The 21,377-nt window shown below is 73.0% G+C and carries 4 protein-coding genes; all 4 read right to left on the bottom strand.

The window, feature by feature from the left end; genetic code table 11:
• Window positions 1–21 precede the first annotated feature (21 nt).
• The gene (locus ACGFQ9_RS19525; protein WP_365118107.1) at window positions 22–240 is read right to left on the bottom strand and encodes an MbtH family protein; all 219 of its coding nucleotides are present in this window, start codon (window positions 238–240) and stop codon (window positions 22–24) included.
• Window positions 237–16,601: an amino acid adenylation domain-containing protein gene (locus tag ACGFQ9_RS19520; protein ID WP_393575116.1), complete on the bottom strand. Its 16,365-nt coding sequence runs from the start codon at window positions 16,599–16,601 to the stop codon at window positions 237–239. The genes ACGFQ9_RS19525 and ACGFQ9_RS19520 overlap by 4 nt, the downstream gene beginning before the upstream one ends.
• A gap of 85 nt (window positions 16,602–16,686) precedes the next feature.
• Window positions 16,687–20,568, bottom strand: coding sequence for an SDR family NAD(P)-dependent oxidoreductase (locus ACGFQ9_RS19515; RefSeq protein WP_393575115.1), 3,882 nt, complete (start codon window positions 20,566–20,568; stop codon window positions 16,687–16,689).
• Entirely contained in the window at window positions 20,565–21,350 is a 786-nt protein-coding gene (locus ACGFQ9_RS19510; protein ID WP_393575114.1) for a thioesterase II family protein, read from the bottom strand. Before ACGFQ9_RS19510 ends, ACGFQ9_RS19515 begins: the two co-directional genes overlap by 4 nt.
• Window positions 21,351–21,377: the final 27 nt, after the last annotated feature.

The following is a 21,377-nucleotide window of genomic DNA, read 5'->3' as shown; positions in this document are numbered from 1 at the left end:
CGCGTGGGTGTGGGGTGGTGTCTACTGCGCGACGGCCATGGCGTCCTGCAGGCTCTTGGGCCGCAGGTCCGTCCAGTGCTCCTCGACATACGTCAGGCAGTCCGGGCGGGCGGCGGCGCCGTACGCGATGCGCCAGCCGGCCGGGACATCCGCGAAGGCGGGCCACAGCGAGTGCTGCTCCTCGCCGTTCACCACGACGTAGAACTGGCCGTTCTCATCGTCGAACGGGTTGCTGCTCATACCTGGACTCCATTTCCATCCGCCTGCTTCGCGGAAATCTCCCGGCCGACGATCCGGCAGATCTCGGCGGCGGGTTCCGGCAGCACCATTTCGTGGTGCGTGGTCTCGATGTCGAACTGCCTGACGGCACCCGTGATGTACGGCTTCCAGAGGTCGCCGTAGCGGGCCTCGGGATTGGGCACGGCGTTGAAGAACAACGCGTCCCCGTGGAAGACCGGTGAATTGAACCCCGGTGTCAGAGAGGTGTGGTTGAGGATGACGCGGACCGCGTTGTCCAGGAAGGACTCGCCGTCCTCGGTCCCGGCCACGCCCGTGAGCTGCTCCTGGAAGTACTCCCGGAGTGCGGCCGCGGTGGGCGAGGCCTGCGTCACCAGGTAGTCGCTGGGGACACTGTCGAGCATGATCAGCTGCGCGATGTCGTGCCCGCGCCGCTGGAGTTCGGCGGCGATCGCCTGTGCGAACGTGCCGCCGATGGAATAGCCCGCCAGGTGGTAGGGCCCTTCCTGCTGGAGCGCCAGGATTTCCCCGACGTAATCCAGGATCATCTCGTCGATCGACTCGGGCAGTTTCGTCCGGCCGTCGAAACCCTTGGCCTGGATTCCATGGACGGTCTGGTACTGCGGGAGCCGCCCGGCGAATCCAAGGTAGGGCCAGCATATCCCGCCACCCGGGTGAATGAACCAGAGCGTGCTGTCGTTCGAGTTCAAATTCCCCTGTGCCGCCCCGCCCTTGATGGAGAGGACCGCGCCGAACGGGTCGCCCGCGACGCCGCCGGCGGCTCCTTCGGCCTCCAGGTAGCCGGCCAGGTCGGCGACCGTCGGCGAGTCGAACACCGCGCGGAGCGGCAGGTTGACGCCGAGGACCACGCGGATCCGGCTGATCAGCTTGGAGGCGAGCAGGGAGTGGCCGCCCAGGACGAAGAAGCTGTCGTCGATGGTGACCGTCTTCAGGCCGAGGACCTCGGCGAACAGGCCGCAGAGGATCTCCTCGCGCGGGGAGCGCGGGGCACGGCCGGCCGACTCCCCCGCCCAGTCCGGGGCGGGCAGGGCCCGCTTGTCCAGCTTGCCGCTGAGGGTGAGCGGGACCTCCTCGATGAGCACCAGGGCCGCGGGCACCATGTGCTCGGGCAGCCGCTCCCGCAGGTGGGCGCGGACCTCGGCGATCAGCTCCGCCGTGGCGTCGGCGGAGGCGGGTACCAGGTAGCCCACCAGGCGGCGGTCTCCGCGCCGGTCGTCGACCACGACCACGGCCCGGTCGACGGCGGGGTGCGCGGTGAGCGCGGTCTCGATCTCGCCGAGCTCGATGCGGAAGCCGCGGATCTTGACCTGGTCGTCCGCCCGGCCGTGGAAGACGAGTTCGCCGTCCGCGTTCCAGGAGACCACGTCGCCGGTCCGGTACATCCGCTCGCCGGGCCTGCCGAACGGGCAGGCCACGAAGCGCTCGGCGGTCACCTTCTGCTTGCCGAGGTACCCGCGGGCCACACCGGGGCCCGCCAGGTAGAGCTCGCCGGCGACGCCGGCCGGGACCGGCTGGAGCGTGGCGTCCAGCACGTAGGCCCGGGTGTTGTGGATGGGCGTGCCGATCGGGAAGACCCGGCCGTCGGGGGCCATCGGCGGGGCCATGGTGGCGCACACCGTGGTCTCCGTCGGGCCGTAGACGTTCATCATCCGGCGTCCTGTCGCCCAGACAGCGGCGAGCTCCGGCGGAGTGGCCTCACCACCGACCAGCAGGGAAACGACGCTGGTCAGAGAGTCGGCCGGGAGCGAGGCGAGCATGGCGGGCGGCAGCATCATGTGGGTCACCCCGTGCCGGTCGACGGTGTCGGCCAGCGGCAGCCCGGGGGCCAGCTTCTCCTTGTCGGCGACCACGAGGGCGGCGCCCGAGAGCAGCACGGTGAACATCTCGCAGACCGACACGTCGAAGCTCGGCGAGACGAGCTGGAGCATCCGGCTCTCGGCGGTCACCGCCATGCCTTCCACGTGCGCGGCGACCAGGCTCGCGATGCCGCGGTGGGTGACCACGGTGCCCTTGGGCCTGCCCGTGGAGCCGGAGGTGTAGATGACGTACGCGGCGCTGTCGAGCGTCGCGAACCGGGCGGCCGGCGCACTTGCGGAATCAATTGCTCCGGTTGCCGTGGCGGCAGTGATCTCGTCGACCCGGAGGGTCGGCAGGCCGTGCCCGGCGAGGACCTCCGCCGCGGCCTCGTCGACCACGGCCAGGCGGGCTCCCGAGTCCTCCACCATGTAGGCGATGCGCTCGGCCGGGTAGGTGTGGTCGACGGGCAGGTAGGCGCCGCCCGCCTTGGTCACGCCCAGCAGGGACACCACCAGGTCAGGGGAGCGGCGGGTGGCCACGGCGACCACCGTCTCCGCGCCCACCCCGCGCCCGGCGAGGGCGCGGGCGACCCGGTTCGCGCGCTCGTCGAGCTCGCGGTAGGTCAGCGTGCCGTCCTCGTGGATGACGGCGACCGCGTCCGGGGTGGCGGCGGCCTGCCGCTCGAACAGGTCGGCGATGGTGCCGTCCCGGGTGGGCCTGGCGGTGTCGTTGAGGCCCGTCAGCAGCCGCTCCCGTTCGGCCGGCGGCACCATGTCCACCGCGCCGAGCGGTACGTCGGGGTCGGCGACCAGCTGGTTGAGCACCCGGGCGAAGCGGGCGGCGATGCCCTCCGCCGCGGCCTGCTCGAACACGTCCTCCTGGTACTCCATCACCACGTGCAGGGAGTCGTCGGCCGCCGCCGCGATGCCCAGCGGGTAGTGGGTGCCGTTGGCGGTACCGACCCCGGTGATCGCGATGCCGCCGTTGGCGGTCGCGTCCACGAGGCCGTCCCGGTCCATCGGGAAGGACTCGAACACCACGACGGTGTCGAACAGCTTGCTCAGCCCGGTGCTCCGGGTGATCTCGGTCAGGCCGATGTGGTGGTGGTCCATCAGCGGGCCCTGCCGGTCCTGCAGGCCGGTCAGCACCTGGCGCAGCGTGTACCACGGAGACAGTTCGGCACGCACCGGAAGGGTGTTGATGAACAGGCCGACCATGGACTCCACGCCCGGCACGGCCGGCGGGCGGCCGGAGACGGTGGTGCCGAACACCACGTCCTGGCGGCCGGTCAGCTGTGCCAGCACCGTCGCCCAGGTGCCCTGGACCAGGGTGTTCAGGGTGATGCCGAGGCCGGCGGCGCTGCGCACCAGCTCCCGCGCGGTCTCGGAGGACAACGGGATCTCGATCTGGCCGACCCGCTCGGGGTCCACCTCGGATCCGGCGCCGGGCGCGATCAGGGTGGGCTCCTCGACCCCGGCGAGCTCGGTCGCCCAGGCCCGTCCGGACTCCTCGGCGTCCTGCTCCGCCATCCATGCCAGGAAGTCCCGGTACTTGCGGGCCCTCGGCAGGACGGAGGCGTCGCCGGAGGAGCCGTACAGGCGCAGCAGTTCCTGCATCAGGATGCTCAGCGACCAGCCGTCGAGCAGGGCGTGGTGCGAGGTGAGCAGCAGCTCGGCGGTGTCGGGGCCGGTGAGGGCCAGCGACATGCGGAGCAGCGGGGCGCGGGTCGGGTCGAAGCGGTTGGCCTGGTCCTCGGCGTGGAAGCGCTCCAGCTCCTCGGCCCGGCGCTGCGGGTCGAGGTCGCGGAGGTCGGTGAACTCCCAGGGGAGTTCGACCTCGTCCAGGACCAGCGCCACCTGGTTTCCGGCCGCGTCGGGGACGAAGGCGGTGCGCAGGTTGGCGTACCGGTCGAGGAGGGCCTGGCCGGCGGCCCGCAGGCGGGCCGGGTCGACCGCGCCGGAGAGGTCGTACACCACCTGGACGTGGTACGCGTCGTAGGTGGAGTCGGCCATCAGCGACTCGAACAGCAGGCCGGACTGGAGCGGGGTGAGCGGCCATACGTCGCTGAGGGACGGGTGGCGGCGCTCCCAGACCTCCAGCTCGCCCTGGCGGACCGAGATCAGGGGCACGTCGGACGGGGTGAGGCCGCCGGCGCCGGGCTGCGCGACGTGGCGGGCGAGGCCCTCCAGGGCGGTCCGCCACAGGCCGGCGAGCTCCTCGACGTCCGCGCGGGCCAGGACGCCCGCGGGGAAGCCGAACCGGACGCCGAGCTGGGGGCCGTCGGCGGTGTCGGTGACGGCCGCGTTGATCTCCAGGGTGGACATGACGGGCATGTCGGCGTCGGGGACGGCGATGAGCTCGCTCATGCCGGGGGTCTGGGTCCAGCCGAGGCCGCGGAGCTCCTCGGGCATGTCGGCGGTGGAGAAGCGACCCAGGTAGTTGAAGGCGATCTGGCCGATGCCGTGGTCCTTCAGCTGCGGTGCGGTCTCCTCGTTGAGGTAGCGGAGGAGGCCGTAGCCCAGGCCCTTGTCGGGGATCCGGAGCAGCTGCTCCTTGACGGCCTTGATGGCGCTGCCGGCCGCGGCGCCGCCGGTGAGGGCCTCGTCGACGTCGGCCCCGCCGATGTCCAGGCGGACCGGGAACATGCTGGTGAACCAGCCGATGGTGCGGGAGAGGTCGGCGCCGGGCACGGCGCCTTCCTCACGGCCGTGGCCCTCCAGCTTGACCAGCAGGGAGGACTCGTCGATGCCGCGGGCGCGGCGCCACTTGGCGACGGCGACGGCGAGCGCGGTGAGCAGGCCGTCGTTGACGCCGCCGCGGAAGGCGGCGGGCACGTCGGTGAGCAGGGCCTCGGTGGCCCAGTCCGGCAGCTTCAGCCAGACGTGGTCCACGGTGGAGACCACGTCGACGGCGGGGTCGATGTCGCGGGAGCCGAGCAGCGGGTCCGGGCCTTCGACCACGGACTTCCACAGCTCCAGCTCGGCGACCCGCTCCGGCGAGACGGCCTCGTCCATCAGGGCCTTGGTCCAGCGGCGGACGGAGGTGCCGACCGCGGGGAGCTCGGGGGTGCGGCCGTCGCGGATCTTCCCCCAGGCCTCGGCGAGGTCCGGGAGCAGGATGCGCCAGGAGACACCGTCGACGACCAGGTGGTGGAGGATCACCAGCAGCCGGCCGGCGCCCCGGGAGGCGTCGAACCAGACGAACTGGGCCATGATCCCGGCGGCCGGGTCCAGGCGGCCGGTGGCGGCGTCCAGTTCCTCCGTGGCGCGGGCCTGCCAGGCCTCGTCGTAGGCGCCGTCCCAGGCGATGCGGGTCACCAGGGAGGCGAGATCGGTCGAGCCCTGCGGGTCGACGACCATGCCGCCGTCGGCCAGGCGGGAGCGGAGCAGGTCGTGCCGGTCCCAGACCGCGCCGAGGGTGGCCAGCAGGCCGGCCTCGTCGATGCCGACCGGCAGGTCGGCGACGGTGGACATGGTGAACCGGCCGTAGCCGCCGCCGAGTTCCATCAGGTAGCGGGCCACGGGCAGCAGCGGCATGAAGCCGGTGCCGCCGCCCTCCAGCTCCTCCAGGACCACCGCGGCGCCCACCCGGGCGCCGGCGATCAGCGCGAGCTCGGCGACCGTGCGGTGCTGGAAGACCTCGCGGGGGCTGACCTCGACCCCGCGGGCACGGGACCGGGAGACCACCTGGATGGAGCGGATGCTGTCGCCGCCGATGGCGAAGAAGTCGTCGTCGACACCGACCCGGTCGACGCCGAGGACCTCGGCGAACACGGCGGCCAGGGTCTCCTCGACCTCGTTGGACGGCGCCCGGTAGGCCTCGCCCTTGAAGACGGGGTCGGGGAGGGCCGCGCGGTCCAGCTTGCCGTTCGGGGCGAGCGGCAGCCGGTCCAGGACCACGAAAGCGGACGGGACCATGAACTCGGGGAGCCGGGCGGCGGCGAAGCGGCGCAGGTCGGGCACGGACACACCGGTGGTGAGGTCCAGGCTGTTCTTCTTGGCGGCTTCCTCGCCGGCGTCGCCGGTGCGGACCGGGACGACGTAGCCGACGAGCTGCTTGGCGTCGCCGGCGGCGGCGCGGACCACGACCACGGCCTGCTCGACGTCGGGGTGGGCGGTCAGGGCCGCCTCCACCTCGCCCGGCTCGATCCGCAGGCCGCGGATCTTGACCTGGGCGTCGCCGCGGCCCACGTACTCCAGGCGGCCGTCGGAGGTCCAGCGGGCCAGGTCGCCGGTGCGGTACATGCGGGAGCCGGCCGGGCCGAACGGGTCGGCGGTGAACCGCTCCGCGGTCAGGGCGGCACGGCCCCGGTAGCCGCGGCCGACCGAGCTGCCCGCCACGTAGAGCTCGCCCGCGACGCCCGGCGGGACCGGCGTCAGGCCGGAGCCGAGGACGTACGCGCGGACGTTGCCGAGCGGGGTGCCGATCGGGGCGCCGGCGGCGCCGGCGGCGCTGTCCCACTCCTGGTCGGCGGGGAGGGCGAAGGCGGTGGCGTAGAAGGACTCGGTCTGGCCGTAGCCGTTGACCACGCGGACGCCGGGGAAGGCGGTCCGGGCCCGCTCGATCAGGGCGGCCGGCAGCGCCTCGCCGGCGAACACCAGGGTGTCCACCTGCGTCTTCCCGGCGATCTGGTCGAGCAGTTCGGCGAAGACCGACGGGACGGAGCTGATCACGGCGCCCGACCAGTTCTCGCGCTCGCCGAGCTCCAGCACATCGCGGACGATCTCCGCGGTGCCGCCGGTGGTGAGGGCGGTCATGATCTCGAACACCGACACGTCGAAGTTGACCGAGGTGCCGGCCAGGACCCGGGCGCCCCGCCCGATGCCGAGCGAGTCCACCAGGCCGGGCAGCGCGGCGGTCACGTTGCCGTGGGTGACGGTGACGCCCTTGGGGACGCCGGTGGAGCCCGAGGTGTACATCACGTACGCCGTGTTGCCGGGCAGCAGGGTGACGGCGGGGGCGGTCGCGTCGCCGGCGGCCGGGCCGAGCTCGCCGAGGGACAGCCTCGGGGTCGCGTGCTCGGGCAGCACCGGGGCGGCCTCGTCGTCGACGAGGAGGAGCTCCGGGGCGGCCTGGTCGAGCATCAGGCCGAGGCGGGCGCTCGGGTAGCGCGGGTCGATCGGCAGGTAGGCGGCGCCGGACTTGAGGATGCCCAGCATCGCGACGACCAGGTCGGCGGAGCGGGACACGGCCAGGCCGACCAGCGACTCGGCGCCGATCCCCCGCCCGGTCAGGGCGCGGGCCACCCGGTTCGCGCGCTCGTCGAGCTCGCGGTAGGTGAGGGTGGTGTCGCCGTGGACCACGGCGGGCGCCTCCGGGGCGGCCGCGGCCTGCCGGGCGAACAGCTCCGGGATGGTGGCGGCGGGCACGGCGGCCTCGGCGTCGGTGCGGCCGGCGAAGCCGGCGAGGAGTTCGCGCTCGCCCTCGACGAGCACGTCCACGGCGCTGACCGGCTGCTCCGGTGCGGCGACGAGCTGGCCGACGACCTGGGTGAACCGGTCGGCGAGCTTCTCCACGGTGGCCCGGTCGAACAGGTCGGTGGCGTACTCGAGGTAGCCGATGACGCCCTGGCCGGGGATGTCGCCCATGTTGAAGAACAGGTCGAACTTCGCGGTGGCGGTGGCCGAGGGCTCCCAGGTGACCTGGAGGCCTTCCATCTCGAAGTCCTCGCGGGTGATGTTCTGCCAGGCGAACATCACCTGGAACAGCGGGTGGTACGCGGTGGAGCGCTCCGGGTTGAGGATCTCCACCAGGCGCTCGAACGGTGCCTCCTGGTTGTCGTAGGCGGTGAGGGCCTTGCCGCGGACCTGCTTCAGCACCTCCTCGAAGGTGGGGTTGCCCGAGACGTCGGCGCGGAGCACCCAGGTGTTGACGAAGAAGCCGACGAGCTCGGCCAGTTCGGCGTCGGTGCGGTTGGCGATCGGCGAGCCCATGGTGATGTCGTCGCCGCTGCCGAGGCGGCCGAGCAGCACCGCGAGCGCGGCCTGCAGGACCATCGCGGCGGTCGCTCCGTTGGCGCGGGCGAGTTCCTCAACCGCGGCCGAGACCTGCGGGGCGAGGCCGAACTCCACGATGTCGCCGCGGTGGCTCGGGGCCGGCGGGCGGGGCCGGTCGGCGGGCAGCGGGAGCGGCTGCGGCACGCCGGCCAGTTCCTGACGCCAGTACGAGGCCTGGGCGGTGAGCACGCTGTCCGGGTCCTCGGCCTCGCCGAGCAGCTCGCGCTGCCACAGCGTGTAGTCGACGTACTGGACCGGCAGTTCGTCCCAGCCGGGGGCGGTGCCGGCCCGCCGGGCCGCGTAGGCGGCGCCGAGGTCGCGGGCGATCGGTGCCATCGACTCGCCGTCGACGGCGATGTGGTGGATGACCAGGACGAGGCGGTGCTCCCGATCGCCGGAGCGCAGCAGCGCGGCCCGGACGGGGATCTCCGTCGCCATGGCGAAGGGACGTTCCAGCACCTGCGAGACCGCGGCGGCGACGGCTTCCGCGTCGGCGGCGATGTCGACGAGCGGGATGGCGAGGTCGGTCCCGTCGGCGGGGACGACCTGCTGGTAGGGGTGGCCGTCGGCGTCCTCGACCATCAGGGTGCGGAGGGTCTCGTGGCGGGCGACGACGTCGCGTACGGCCGCGCGGAGTGCCTCGGCGTCCAGGTCTCCGGCGAGCTTCAGCACGAAGGACTGGTTGTACGTCGAGGAGGGTCCCTCGAAGCGGTCCACGAACCACAGGCGGCGCTGTGCGTAGGACAGCGGGATCCGCTCGGGCCGGGGCTCGGCACGGCGGAGCGCCGGGCGGGCCGGGCCGGCCGTGGTGAGGTGGCCGGCGAGTTCGGCGACGGTGGGTGCGTCGAAGACCAGGCGGACCCGGAGGTCGGCGCCGAGGGTGGCGCGGATCCGGTTGACCAGGCGGGTGGCCAGCAGGGAGTGGCCGGTGCGGGCGAAGAAGTCGTCGTCGATGCCGACCCGGTCCACGCCGAGCACCTCGGCGAAGAGGCGGCAGAGGACCTCCTCGTTCGCGTTGCGCGGGGCGCGGTAGGGGGTGCCGGTGAAGTCCGGCTCGGGCAGCGCGGCCCGGTCGGTCTTGCCGTTGGGGAGCAGCGGGAACTTGTCCAGGGTGACGAACGCGGCGGGCACCATGTGGTCGGGCAGCCGCGCGGACATCCAGCCGCGCAGGTCCGCGGGGGCCTGCCCGCCGACCGGGACCAGGTAGGCCGCCAGGTACTTCGAGCCGTTGCCGCCCTGGCCCTCGCGGGCCACGACCAGGGCCTGGGAGACCCCGTCGTGCTCGGCGAGGACGGCCTCGACCTCGGCGGGCTCGACGCGGACACCGCGGATCTTGACCTGGCCGTCGCCGCGGCCCACGTACTCCAGGCGGCCGTCGGAGGTCCAGCGGGCCAGGTCGCCGGTGCGGTACATGCGGGAGCCGGCCGGGCCGAACGGGTCGGCGGTGAACCGCTCCGCGGTCAGGGCGGCACGGCCCCGGTAGCCGCGGCTCAGGGAGGCGCCGGCGACGTAGAGCTCGCCGGTGACTCCGGGCGGCACCGGCAGCAGGCCGGCGCCCAGGACGTAGGCGCGGACGCCCGGGAGGGGCTCGCCGATGGGCGCACTGGCGCCGCCGGTCCACTGCTCGCCGTCGCCGAGGGAGAAGGCGGTGGCGTAGAAGGACTCGGTCTGGCCGTAGCCGTTGACCACGCGGACGCCGGGGAAGGCGTCACGGGCCCTGGCCACCAGCGCGGCCGGCAGGCCCTCGCCGGCGAACACCAGCGCCTTGGGGCTGATCCGGCCGGGCAGGTCGTCCAGCAGTTCGGCGAAGGCGGAGGGGACGGAGCTGATGACGTCGGCGGACCAGTCGTCGCGCTCGCCGAGGGCGAGGACGTCACGGACCAGCTCGACGGTGCCGCCGGTGGACAGCGCCGAGAAGATCTCGAACACCGACACGTCGAAGTTGATCGACGCGCCGGCCGCGATGCGGGCGCCCGGCCCGGTGCCGAGGGCGGCGACCAGGCCCGGCAGGGCGTTGGTGACGTTGCCGTGGGTGACGGCCACGCCCTTGGGGATGCCGGTGGAGCCCGAGGTGTACATCACGTAGGCGATGTTGTCCGGGGTCAGCGGCACGGCCGGGGCCGAGGGGTCGGCGTCCTGCTCGACGTCGGCCGGGAACGCCGTGGGGATGTCGGTGCCGGGCAGGACGCCCTGCGCCGTGGCGTCGGTGAGGACCAGCGAGGGGGCGGCGTCGGCGAGGATGAACTCCAGGCGCCGGCTCGGGTACTCGGGGTCGATCGGTACGTATCCGGCCCCGGACTTGAGGACGCCGAGCAGGGCGACGACCAGGTCGGGGGTGCGCGGCAGGGCGACGGCGACCACGGACTCGGGGGTGACGCCGCGGGCGGTGAGGCCGCGGGCCAGCCGGTTCGCCCGCTCGTCGAGCTCGCGGTAGGTGAGGGAACGGGTGCCGTGCACCACGGCGGGCGCGTCGGGGGTGGCGGCGGCCTGCGCGGCGAACAGCGCCGGGACGGTGGTGCCGGGGGTGGTGGCGGGCGTGCCGGCTCCACGCAGTACCTGCTCGCGCTCGCCGGGGGCGAGGACGTCCACGGAGGCGACGGGCGCGTCCGGGGAGGCGACCAGGTGGGCGAGGACCCGCTCGAAGCGCTCCGCGAGGGTGTCCACGGCGTCCCGGTCCAGCACGTTGCGCTGGTACTGGAGGGACAGCTTCAGGTTGGGGTCGGCGTCGGCCATCACGGTGACCGGGTAGTGGGTGCCGCTGAACGGGGTGATGCCGGTGATGGCGACCCCGGAGGAGGCGTTGGCCTCGCTCAGTCCGACGTGGTCGACGGGGTAGGACTCGAAGACCACGATGGTGTCGAACAGGGTGTTGGTGCCGGCGGCCTGGTGGATCTCGGTCAGGCCGTAGTTGTGGTGGTCGAGCAGGGCGCCCTGCCGGTTCTGCAGGGAGCGGAGCAGTTCGGTGAAGGACTCGCCGGGGGCGCACCGCACCCGCACGGGCAGGGTGTTGATGAACAGGCCGACCATGGACTCGACGTCCTGGACGGCCGGCGGGCGGCCGGAGACGGTGGCGCCGAAGACGACGTCCTGGCGGCCGGTCAGCTGGGCCAGCAGGACCGCCCAGGCGCCCTGGACCAGGGTGTTCAGGGTGACGCCGAGGTCGGCGGCGCGGGCGGACAGGTCCAGCGAGAGGTTGCCGGTCAGCGGCACTTCGACGTGGCCGACGTCGTCGCTGTGGGTGTCGGGGCCCTTGTCCGGGACGAGCAGGGTGGGCTCGTCGAAGCCGTCGAGCTCGGTCGCCCAGGCCTGCGCGGCCTCGTTCTTGTCCTGGTCGGCGAGCCACACCAGGAACTCGCGGAAGCCGCGGACCCGGGGCAGGCCGGTGGCGTCGCCGCCGGTGCCGTAGAGGCGCAGCAGGTCCTGCATGAGCCAGGGCACCGACCAGCCGTCGAAGAGCACGTGGTGGGCGGTGAAGACCAGCGCGGACCGGTCCGGGCCGCGGGTGACGAGGGTGATGCGGAGCAGCGGCGGGGCGACCGGGTCGAAGCGCTGGTTGCGGTCCTCGGCGAGGAACCGCTGGAACGCGGCCTCGCCGTCGGTCTCGCCGGTCATGTCGAGGTGCCGCCAGGGCAGTTCGACGTCGTTCAGGACGAGCGAGACCAGGTCTCCGGCCTCGTCGGAGACGAAGGCGGTGCGGAGGTTGGCGTACCGGTCGAGGAGGGCCTGGCCCGCGGCCCGCATGCGGGCGGCGTCGACCGGTCCGGACAGGTGGTACGCGAACTGCATCTGGTACGCGTCGTAGCCGGCGCCGGCGTCACCGTCGGACAGCATGGACTCGAAGAGGAGTCCGTTCTGCAGCGGGGTGAGCGGCCAGACGTCGGTGAGGGACGGGTAGCGGCGCTCCCAGGTCTCCAGCTCGCGCTGGCGGACGGTGACCAGGGGCACGTCGGAGGGGGTGAGGCCGCCGGCGCCGGGCTGCCCGACGTGGCGGACCATGCCTTCCAGGGCGGTCTGCCAGAGCTCGGCGAGCTGCTCGACGTCCTCGCGGGCCAGGACTCCGGTCGGGAAGCCGAACCGGGCGGTGAGCTGCCCGGAGTCGGTGACCAGGGCGTTGATCTCCAGGGTGGACATGACGGGCATGTCGGCGTCGGGGACGGCGATGAGCTCGTTGGTGCCGGGGGCCTGGGTGAAGCCGAGGCCGCGGAGCTCCTCGGGCATGCCGGCCGAGTTGAAGACGCCCAGGTAGTTGAAGGCGATCTGGCCGGTGGGGTGCTCGGCCAGGACGGCCACGGTGTCCTCGTTGAGGTAGCGCAGGAGGCCGTAGCCCAGACCCTTGTCGGGGATCCGGAGCAGCTGCTCCTTGACGGCCTTCAGGACGCTGCCGGCCGCGGCGCCGCCGGTGAGGGCCTCGTCGACGTCGGCCCCGCCGATGTCCAGGCGGACCGGGAACATGCTGGTGAACCAGCCGATGGTGCGGGAGAGGTCGGCGCCGGGCACGGCGCCTTCCTCACGGCCGTGGCCCTCCAGCTTGACCAGCAGGGAGGACTCGTCGATGCCGCGGTCCTGCCGCCAGCGGGAGACGGCCACGGCGAGCGCGCCGAGCAGGCCGTCGTTGACGCCGCCGCGGAAGGCGGCCGGGACGTCGGCGATCAGCGCACTGGTGGTCTCCGCGGGGACCTTGAGCCAGACGTAGTCGACGGCTGAGATGACGTCGACGGCGGGGTCGACGTCCCGGGAGCCGATGAGCGGGTCGGGGCCTTGGACCTGGGACTTCCACAGTTCCAGTTCGGCGGTGCGGGCGGGGCTGTGCGCTTCGTCGACGAGGGCCTTGGTCCAGCGGCGGACGGAGGTGCCGACCGCGGGGAGCTCGGGGGTGCGGCCGTCGCGGATCTTCCCCCAGGCCTCGGCGAGGTCCGGGAGCAGGATGCGCCAGGAGACACCGTCGACGACCAGGTGGTGGAGGCTGATGATCAGGCGGCCGGTGCCCTGGCCCGCGTCGAACCAGACGAACTGGGCCATCGCTCCGGCGGCCGGGTCCAGGCGGCCGGTGGCGGCGTCCAGCTCCTCCGTGGCGCGGGCGTACCAGGCATCGTCCCAGGCGCCGTCCCACTCCACGCGGTGGATGAGGGAGCCGATGTCCACGGAGCCCTGCGGGTCGACGGTCATACCGCCGTCGACGAGCCGGGAGCGGAGCAGGTCGTGCCGGTCCCAGACGGCGCCGAGCGTGGCGGCGAGGCCCTCCCGGCCGATGCCGGCGGGCAGGTCGGCGACGGTGGACATGGTGAACCGGCCGTAGCCGCCGCCGAGTTCCATCAGGTAGCGGGCCACGGGCAGCAGCGGCATGAAGCCGGTGCCGCCGCCGTCGAGCTCCTCCAGTACGACGGCCTGGCCGACCCGGCCGCCGGCGAGCAGGGCCAGCTCGGCGACCGTGCGGTGCTGGAAGACCTCGCGGGGGCTGACCTCGACCCCGCGGGCACGGGACCGGGAGACCACCTGGATGGAGCGGATGCTGTCGCCGCCGATGGCGAAGAAGTCGTCGTCGATGCCGACCCGGTCGACGCCGAGGACCTCGGCGAACACGGCGGCGAGGGTCTCCTCGACCTCGTTGGACGGGCCGCGGTAGACCTCGCCCTTGAACACCGGGGCGGGCAGCGCGGACCGGTCCAGCTTGCCGTTCGGGGCGAGCGGCAGCCGGTCCAGGACCACGAAAGCGGACGGGACCATGTACTCGGGGAGGCGGGCCGCGGTGAACTTGCGGAGCTCCGCCATCGACACGCCGGCGGTCAGGTCGACGTGCAGGTCGCCGATGCTCTCGGCGGCGCCCTCGGTGCCGGCCGTGGCGACCGTACCGACCGGGACCACGTAGCCGACGAGCTGCTTGTTGCCGGCCCGCTCGTGAACGGTGACGACCGCCTGGGCCACGCCCGGGTGCGCGGTCAGCGCGGCCTCGATCTCGCCCGGCTCGATGCGCAGGCCGCGGATCTTGACCTGGGCGTCGCCGCGGCCGGCGTACTCCAGGCGGCCTTCGGCGTTCCAGCGGGCCAGGTCGCCGGTGCGGTACATCCGGGAGCCGGCCGGGCCGAACGGGTCGGCGACGAAACGTTCCGCCGTCAGACCGGCGCGGCCGTAGTAGCCACGGCCGACCACACCGGCGACGTAGAGCTCGCCCACCACACCGGGCGGCACCGGGGTCAGGCCGGCGCCCAGGACGTAGGCGCGCATGTTGCCCAGCGGCTCACCGATCGGCACGCTGCTCGCCGCGTCCCAGTCGTCCGCGCCCTCCACGGTGAAGGTGCCCGCGTAGAAGGACTCGGTCTGGCCGTAGCTGTTGACCACGCGGACGCCGGGGAACGCCTCGCGGGCCCGGGTGATCAGCGAGGCGGGCAGCGCCTCGCCGGCGAACACCAGGGTGTCCACCTCGGTCTTGCCGGTGATCTGGTCGAGCACCTCGGCGAAGACCGACGGGACGGAACTGATCACCGCGCCCGACCAGCTGCCGCGCTCGCCCAGCTCCAGCACGTCGCGGACCACCTCGACGCTGCCGCCGGAGGTCAGCACCGTGATGATCTCGAACACCGAGACGTCGAAGTTGATGGAGGTGCCGGCCAGCATCTTCGAGCCGGGGCCCACGCCGACCACCGAGGCCAGCCGCATGACGCCGTTGACCACGCCGTGGTGGGTGATCGCCACGCCCTTGGGGGTGCCGGTGGAACCGGACGTGTACATCACGTACGCCAGGTTGTCCGGGCGCAGCGGCACCGCCACCGGGGCCGGGTCGGCCGCGTCCAGGTCGAGGCCGTCCAGGAGCAGGGCCGGGGCGTCGTGCTCGGGCAGCCCGGCCGCGGTGGCCGCGTCGGTGAGCAGCAGCGCCGGGCGGGCCTGCGAGAGCACCAGGGCGAGCCGGGCGCTCGGGAAGCGCGGGTCGATCGGCAGGTACGCGGCGCCGGACTTCATGATGCCGAGCATCGCGACGACCAGGTCGGCGGAGCGCGGCAGTGCCAGGCCCACCAGCGACTCCGGCCGCACGCCCCGCTCCAGCAGGGCGCGGGCCAGCCGGTTGGCGCGCTCGTCCAGCTCGCGGTAGGTCAGGGACTCCTCCCCGAAGACCACGGCGATCCCGTCCGGGTCGACGGCGACCTGCTGCTCGAACAGCTCGGGCACGGTCAGCTCGGGGGTGGAGGCCGCGGTGTCCGCGAAGCCGGCGAGCATCTCGCGCTCGCCCGGCAGCAGGACGTCGACGGCGCCGACCGGGCGCCCGGGCCCGGCGGCGAAGTGCCGCAGCACCTGGAGGAAGCGGGCGCCGATGTTCTCCACCGTGCCGCGGTTGAACAGGTCGGTGGCGTACTCCAGGACGCAGCGCATGCTGCCGTCGGACGGGTCGACGGCGAAGTTGAACTCCAGGTCGAACTTGGCGGTGTGGGTCGGGACCGCCTCGAACACGCCGGTGACGCCCGGCAGGTCCAGGGTGATGCGGTCGGCGCTCTGCCAGGTGAACATCACCTGGAACAGCGGGTTGTACGCGGTGGAGCGCTCCGGGTTGAGCACCTCGACGAGCCGCTCGAAGGGGGCGTCCTGGTTGTCGTACGCGGCCAGCGCCTTGTCCCGGACCCGGTCCAGGACGTCGCCGAAGGAGGGCGCGCCGGTCAGGTCGGTGCGCAGCACCCAGGTGTTGACGAAGAAGCCGACGAGGTCCACGAGGGCCTCGTCGACCCGGCCGGCGATGGTCGCGCCGAGCGGGATGTCCTCGCCGGCGCCCATGTGGTGGAGGAGGACGGCCAGGGCGGCCTGCATGACCATCGGGGTGGTCGCGCCGTGCTCGGAGGCCAGGCGCTCGGCGGCGGCCAGCAGTTCGGCGTCGATGGCGAAGTCGACCATGTCGCCGCGGTGGCTGATGACGGCGGGACGCGGACGGTCCAGGGGCAGGCGCAGCTGCTCGGGGGCGCCGGCCAGCTCCTCGCGCCAGTAGGCGAGCTGCTCGGAGATGACGCTGTCGGGGTCGCTCTCCTCGCCCAGCATCTCGCGCTGCCACAGGGTGTACTCGCCGTACTGGACGGGGAGTTCCTCCCAGTCCGGGGACTCCCCGTGCACCCGGGCCGTGTAGGCCTCGGCCAGGTCGCGGGTGAGCGGGAGCATCGACTCGCCGTCGGCGGCGATGTGGTGGATGTTGAGGACGAGGACGTACTCGTCCGGGGCGGCGGTCACCAGGTGGGCCCGCACCGGGATCTCGGTGGCGAGGTCGAAGTGGTGGCCGATCTGCTCGGCCACGGCGGCGTCCACGCCTTCCGCGCCGTCCACGGTGACGAGGGGGATGTCAAGGTCCAGCTGACCGGCCGGCACGACCTGCTGGGCCGGCACACCGTCCTCGTCGACGACGAAGACGGTGCGCAGGCTTTCGTGCCGGATGACCACGTCGCGCAGCGCCGCGGAAAGGGCGTCCCGGTCGAGCGTTCCGTTCAGCCGCAGCAGGAACGGAATGTTGTAGGTCGCCGACGGCCCCTCGAACCGGTCGATGAACCACAGGCGCCGCTGGGCGAAGGACAAGGGGATCATTTAGCGTCTACTCCTCGATCAATCGTCCTGCGCACACGTGGCGTTGGGTCAGCAGGACACCACTGGTGACGGATTGGGGTTCGGGTCAGCCCGTCGTGTGTCGTTCGATGGTCGCGGCCATTCCCGCGACGGTCGGCATCTCGTAGAGCTCTTGGGTCGTCACCCGGAATCCGAGCTTGTTGTCGACGAGCGCCAGGAGCCGGGTGGCTCGCAGTGAATTGCCGCCGAGTTCGAAGAAGGAATCCTCCCGGCCGATCTGCGTGCGGCCCAGGGCGTCGGACCAGATCTCCGCGAGGTTCCGTTCGAGCTCCGTGGCGGGCTCGGTGTACGTACGGCCCGGCGTGTCCGCCGCGGCGTCGACCAGCAGCTGGACGGTGTCGACCGCTCCGTAGGCGTCCCGCGGGATGCGGGAGATCTCGGTGATCCGCACCGGCACCGAGAAGCCTTCCACACTTTCGGCAATTGCGGCACGCACGGCGTCAGGTCGGGCGCCGTCTCCCGTGTAGGCGACGAGGATTTCCGTCACCTGCAGCGTCTGCGGCACGAGTTCGCCGACGATGGTCTGGTTCTTCAGGTCGAGTCCGACGACCAGGTAGTGCCGGTCGGATTCGAGGGACTCCAGGAACAGGCGCAGGCCGGTGTCCGGGTCGATGGTGCGGTATCCGCGTGCTTCGGCGGCGGCGGAGCTCTGCGCCGCGTTGATGCCGATTCCGGACCACATGCTCCAGGCCAGGCAGAGCACCGCGCGTCCGCGCTCGTGGCGCCAGTGGTCGGCGAATCCGGCGAGGAAGGAATTCGCGGCGGAATAGGCGCCGAAGGAATGTCCGCCGAATTCTCCGTTGACGGAGCCGAAAAGCACCAGGGAGGCGCCGGGCCGGCTTTCCAGGGCCGTGGAGAGGGCCAGGGTGCCGTGGACCTTGGCGGCGTACTGCCGGTCGAAGGTCTCCCGCGTCTCGTGGGCCAGGGTGTGCTTCTCCAGCTCGGCCCACTGGTCCGTCGGGTCGGCCGCGGCGAGGTGCAGTACGCCGTCCAGCGGGCGGCCCCAGCGGGCCTCCGCCGCGGCCACCGCTGCCTCGAGGGCCTCCGCGTCGGCCACGTCGAGCTGCTCGTACGCGAGCTGCCCGAGGGCGGACAGCTCGGCGAGCCGGGCAGCCTTCTCGCCCGTGGCGGGCGAACGCCCCACGAGCAGCAGCCGGGCGCCGTAGGCGGCCAGCAGGTAGGCGGCGATGTCGTGGGCGATCCCGCCGAGACCGCCGGTGATCAGGTACAGGCCTCCGGCGGCCGGCTGGAGGCCGGTCGTGGCGGTGCCGGTCGTCGTACCGGCTTCGCCGCCGTCCCCGGAGAGCGGGACCAGCTTGGGCTGGAGGCGCTTGCCGTCCCGTGCGGCCAGGACGCCGGTTCGGGTCCGGTCGGCCAGCTCGGCGCGGACGGCGGGCGCCCAGTCGATCGGGCAGGGATTGAGGTCGAGCTGCCGGACGGTGAGCGGGGCGGCCTCGGAGACGGCGGTCCGGACGAGACCGGGCAGGTGGCAGGCGCCGAGGTCGACGGTGTCGTGCTGCCCGGCGTACAGGGCGCCCGAGGTGACGACGAGGAACAGCGGCCGGCCGAACTCGCCGTCGGCGAGGACGGAGAGCAGGGCGGTGAACCGGTCGGTGGCGGCGCCGACACGGGATCCGGCGGTGCCCGCGCGCTCCAGCATCGGCAGGGCCAGCACCACGCTGTCGATCCCGCCGTGGCGGGCGGTGGCCTCGGTCAGCAGGCGCCGCAGGTCGGTGCGGTCCTCCGCGCGGACCCGGTAGACGTCCGGGGCGTCCTCGGAGTACTCGGCGCCGGGGCGGGCGTGGACGAGGCGGCCTTCGATGCCGAGCCACTTCACGTCCTGGTCGGCGCCGATCACCAGGGTGGTGCCGGCGGCCGGCTCCGGGGCGGCTTCCGGACCGGCGGCGGGGATCTCCACCCACTGCCGGCCGAACAGCCAGGTGTCCGCCGCCGTCCCGGGCTCCTCCACCGCGGCACCCGCCACCCGGTCGGCGAACGCGCCGGCCTTGAGGGCGGTCACCAGTGCGGCGCGCTGGATCTTGCCGTTGCTGGTCTTGGGGAACTCCTCCTCGTTGACCGGGACGACGAGGTCGGGCAGGACGCCGGCCTCGCGGACCAGGACCGCGCGGACCTCTTCGAGGGTCCGGGCCAGTTCGGCGGCGCTCCAGCTCTCCGGCACGAGGAAGACGGCCAGGTCGTCGGAGCCGGCCCCGGGCTCGCGGACGCCGACGGCGGCCGAGAAGGTGACCCGCACCCCGTCGACCCGCTCGACGACGCTCTCCAGCTCGTGCGCCATGTAGTTGATGCCGCGGACGATGATCTGGTCCTTCTTGCGTCCGGCGATCACCAGTTCGCCCTCGTGGACGAAGGCGAGGTCGCCGGTGCGGAACCAGCCGTCGGCGTCGAACGCCTCCGCGTTGGCCTCTTCGTTGGCGAAGTAGCCGGCCATGATCGTGGGTCCGGTGATGCACAGCTCGCCCAGCCGGCCCTCGGGCAGCACGGCGCCGTGCTCGTCGACGACGCGGAGCCGCACCCCGGGGATGGGGCTGCCGACCCGGGACAGCACGACGGCGTCCGGGTGGCCGGGGTCGAGGTGGGTGATGGCGCCGCCCAGCGTGGCCGGGTCGATGGCGACGGTGCCGGCGGCGCGGTCCTCGCGGCTCTGCCGGGTGTAGGTCACGCCGGAGCAGGTCTCGGACATGCCCCAGGCCGGGACCATCGCGTCGGCCGGCAGGCCGTGCGGGGCGAGCAGCTCCAGGAAGCGGTGGGTGGTGGCGGCCACGACCGGCTCGCCGCCGTTGACGATCTCGCGCAGCGAGGAGAGGTCCCAGGAGCCCGCGCGGATCTCCTCGGCACGCTCGTTCAGCAGCGAGAAGGCGAAGTTCGGAGCCCACAGGTTGGTCGCCCCGTACCGCTCGATCCAGTCCAGCCACTGCAGCGGGTCGGCCAGGAAGTGGCTGGTCCGGGCGTTGACGTGGCGGCACTGCAGGAACACGTCGCGGACGTTGTAGAAGGCGACCGTGACATGGTCGTACGGCATCCAGATGAGGCTGACGTCCTCACTGGTCAGTCCGCAGTGCGCGATGACGGAGTACTCGCGGGCCACCACGCTGGCGTGGGTGTGCTGCACGCACTTGGGGACGCCGGTGCTGCCCGAGGTGAGCAGGTTGAGGACCGGGGAGCCGGCCGTGGCCGGGAACCAGTCCCGGTCGGGCTCGTGCGCGGCGAGGGACTCCACGGTCAGGATGCGCACGTCCGGCTCGTCCCACAGCTCGCGTACGCCGGCCAGCGCGCCGGCCGTGGCGGAGTCGGTGACCAGGGCCGGGCGGCCGAGCAGGTTCCAGGCGCCCAGCAGCTTGCGGTTGACCTCGTTGGGCTTGGTGTACGAGGTGGCCACGGCGACCGGAGTCGGAATGAAACCGCCGAGTATGCAGGCCCAGAAGGCGGTCAGGTATTCCTTGTTGTCCTGGAAGACGAACAGCGCGGCGTCCCCGGGCGCGAGACCGGCGGCGCGCAGGCCGGCGAGCACCCGCTCGGCGTCGGCGAGCAGCTCGGCGTAGCTCTGGACGATGTCCTCGCCCTCGGGGACGAGGTAGACGGTGCCCTTGTCCGGGGCCTGTTCGGCGGCGGCGCGCAGGGCCTCCTGGAGGGTGGCGGGGGCGCCGGCCGGGATGTGCAGGTCGCCGCCGTAGAGCTCGGCCGGGGGGCCGGCCGGGAGGTCGGCGGGGGCTGCGGCGGGCGCCTCGGCGGGGACCTCGGCGGTCGGGGCCGGGGTCTGCGCCGGGGCCTGGGCGGCGGGGGACGCGGACCCCTCGGCGCGCATGCCCTTGCGGGCGACCGCGACCGCGTCGTAGACACCGGGGACGGTCTTGGCGGCGGCGGTGACGGCGTCGAGCGCGCCCTCGCCGAGCAGGTCGGTCGCGCTCACGCGGTCCTCCCGTGGGTCGCGGGGGTCAGGATCCGGCCGGAGATGAGCGAGACCACGTCGGCCGGCTCCTCCAGGAAGTAGAAATGGCCGCCGGGGTAGAGCTCGGTGCTGAACGCCCCGGTGGTGAAGTCCCGCCAGCGCTCCACGTGCTCCAGGGGCGCGCGCGGGTCCTCCTTGCCGGTCAGCGCGGTGACGGGGAGGTCCAGCGGGGGCCCGTCCACGTGCTGGTGGAGCTCCCACAGGGCGAAGTCCGCGCGCAGGGTGAAGAGGAGGGACTCCATGACGTCCTCGTCCTCGGCGATCTCCGGGTCGACACCGCCCAGCGAGACCACCTCGGCGGTGAGCTCCTCGTCGGTGAGGTCGTGGAGGCGGGCCAGGCCGCTCTCGCCGGGGGCGGGCTGCGCCGACAGGAACAGCTGCTCGGGGCCCCGCGCGCCGCGGGCCCGCAGCGCCTTGGTCAGTTCGTACGCCAGGGAGGCGCCGCCGGAGTGGCCGAAGAAGGAGTACGGCCCGTCGAGGACCGGCCGGAGGGCGTGGGTGAGCACGTTGACCAGCGGAGCGACCTCGGTGAACGGGTCCTCCGCGATGCGGTTCTGACGGCCCGGCAGCTGCACGGCGACCAGCTCGATCTGCGGCGGCAGCAGCGGCACCCACTCCTGGTAGGCGGCCGCACCGGCGCCCGCGTGCGGGAAACAGATCAACCGGTGGGTCTGCTCCGGGCGCTTGGCGCGCCAGATGTACGGCGTTTCGGGAACCAGTTCCTGATTGTCCAACGGCAGCATCTGCTGGGTACTCCTCGCTCCGGCGAA

It is taken from the genome of Streptomyces sp. NPDC048603 (assembly GCF_043199475.1).
GTDB lineage: Bacteria > Actinomycetota > Actinomycetes > Streptomycetales > Streptomycetaceae > Streptomyces.
This window is presented reverse-complemented; position numbering and strand designations above follow the sequence as displayed.

Excerpts from the sequence above, each read along its gene's own strand:
- ACGFQ9_RS19525 (WP_365118107.1), bottom strand. The coding sequence starts at position 240 with ATGAGCAGCAACCCGTTCGACGATGAGAACGGCCAGTTCTACGTCGTG.
- ACGFQ9_RS19520 (WP_393575116.1), bottom strand. The coding sequence starts at position 16,601 with ATGATCCCCTTGTCCTTCGCCCAGCGGCGCCTGTGGTTCATCGACCGG.
- ACGFQ9_RS19510 (WP_393575114.1), bottom strand. The coding sequence starts at position 21,350 with ATGCTGCCGTTGGACAATCAGGAACTGGTTCCCGAAACGCCGTACATC.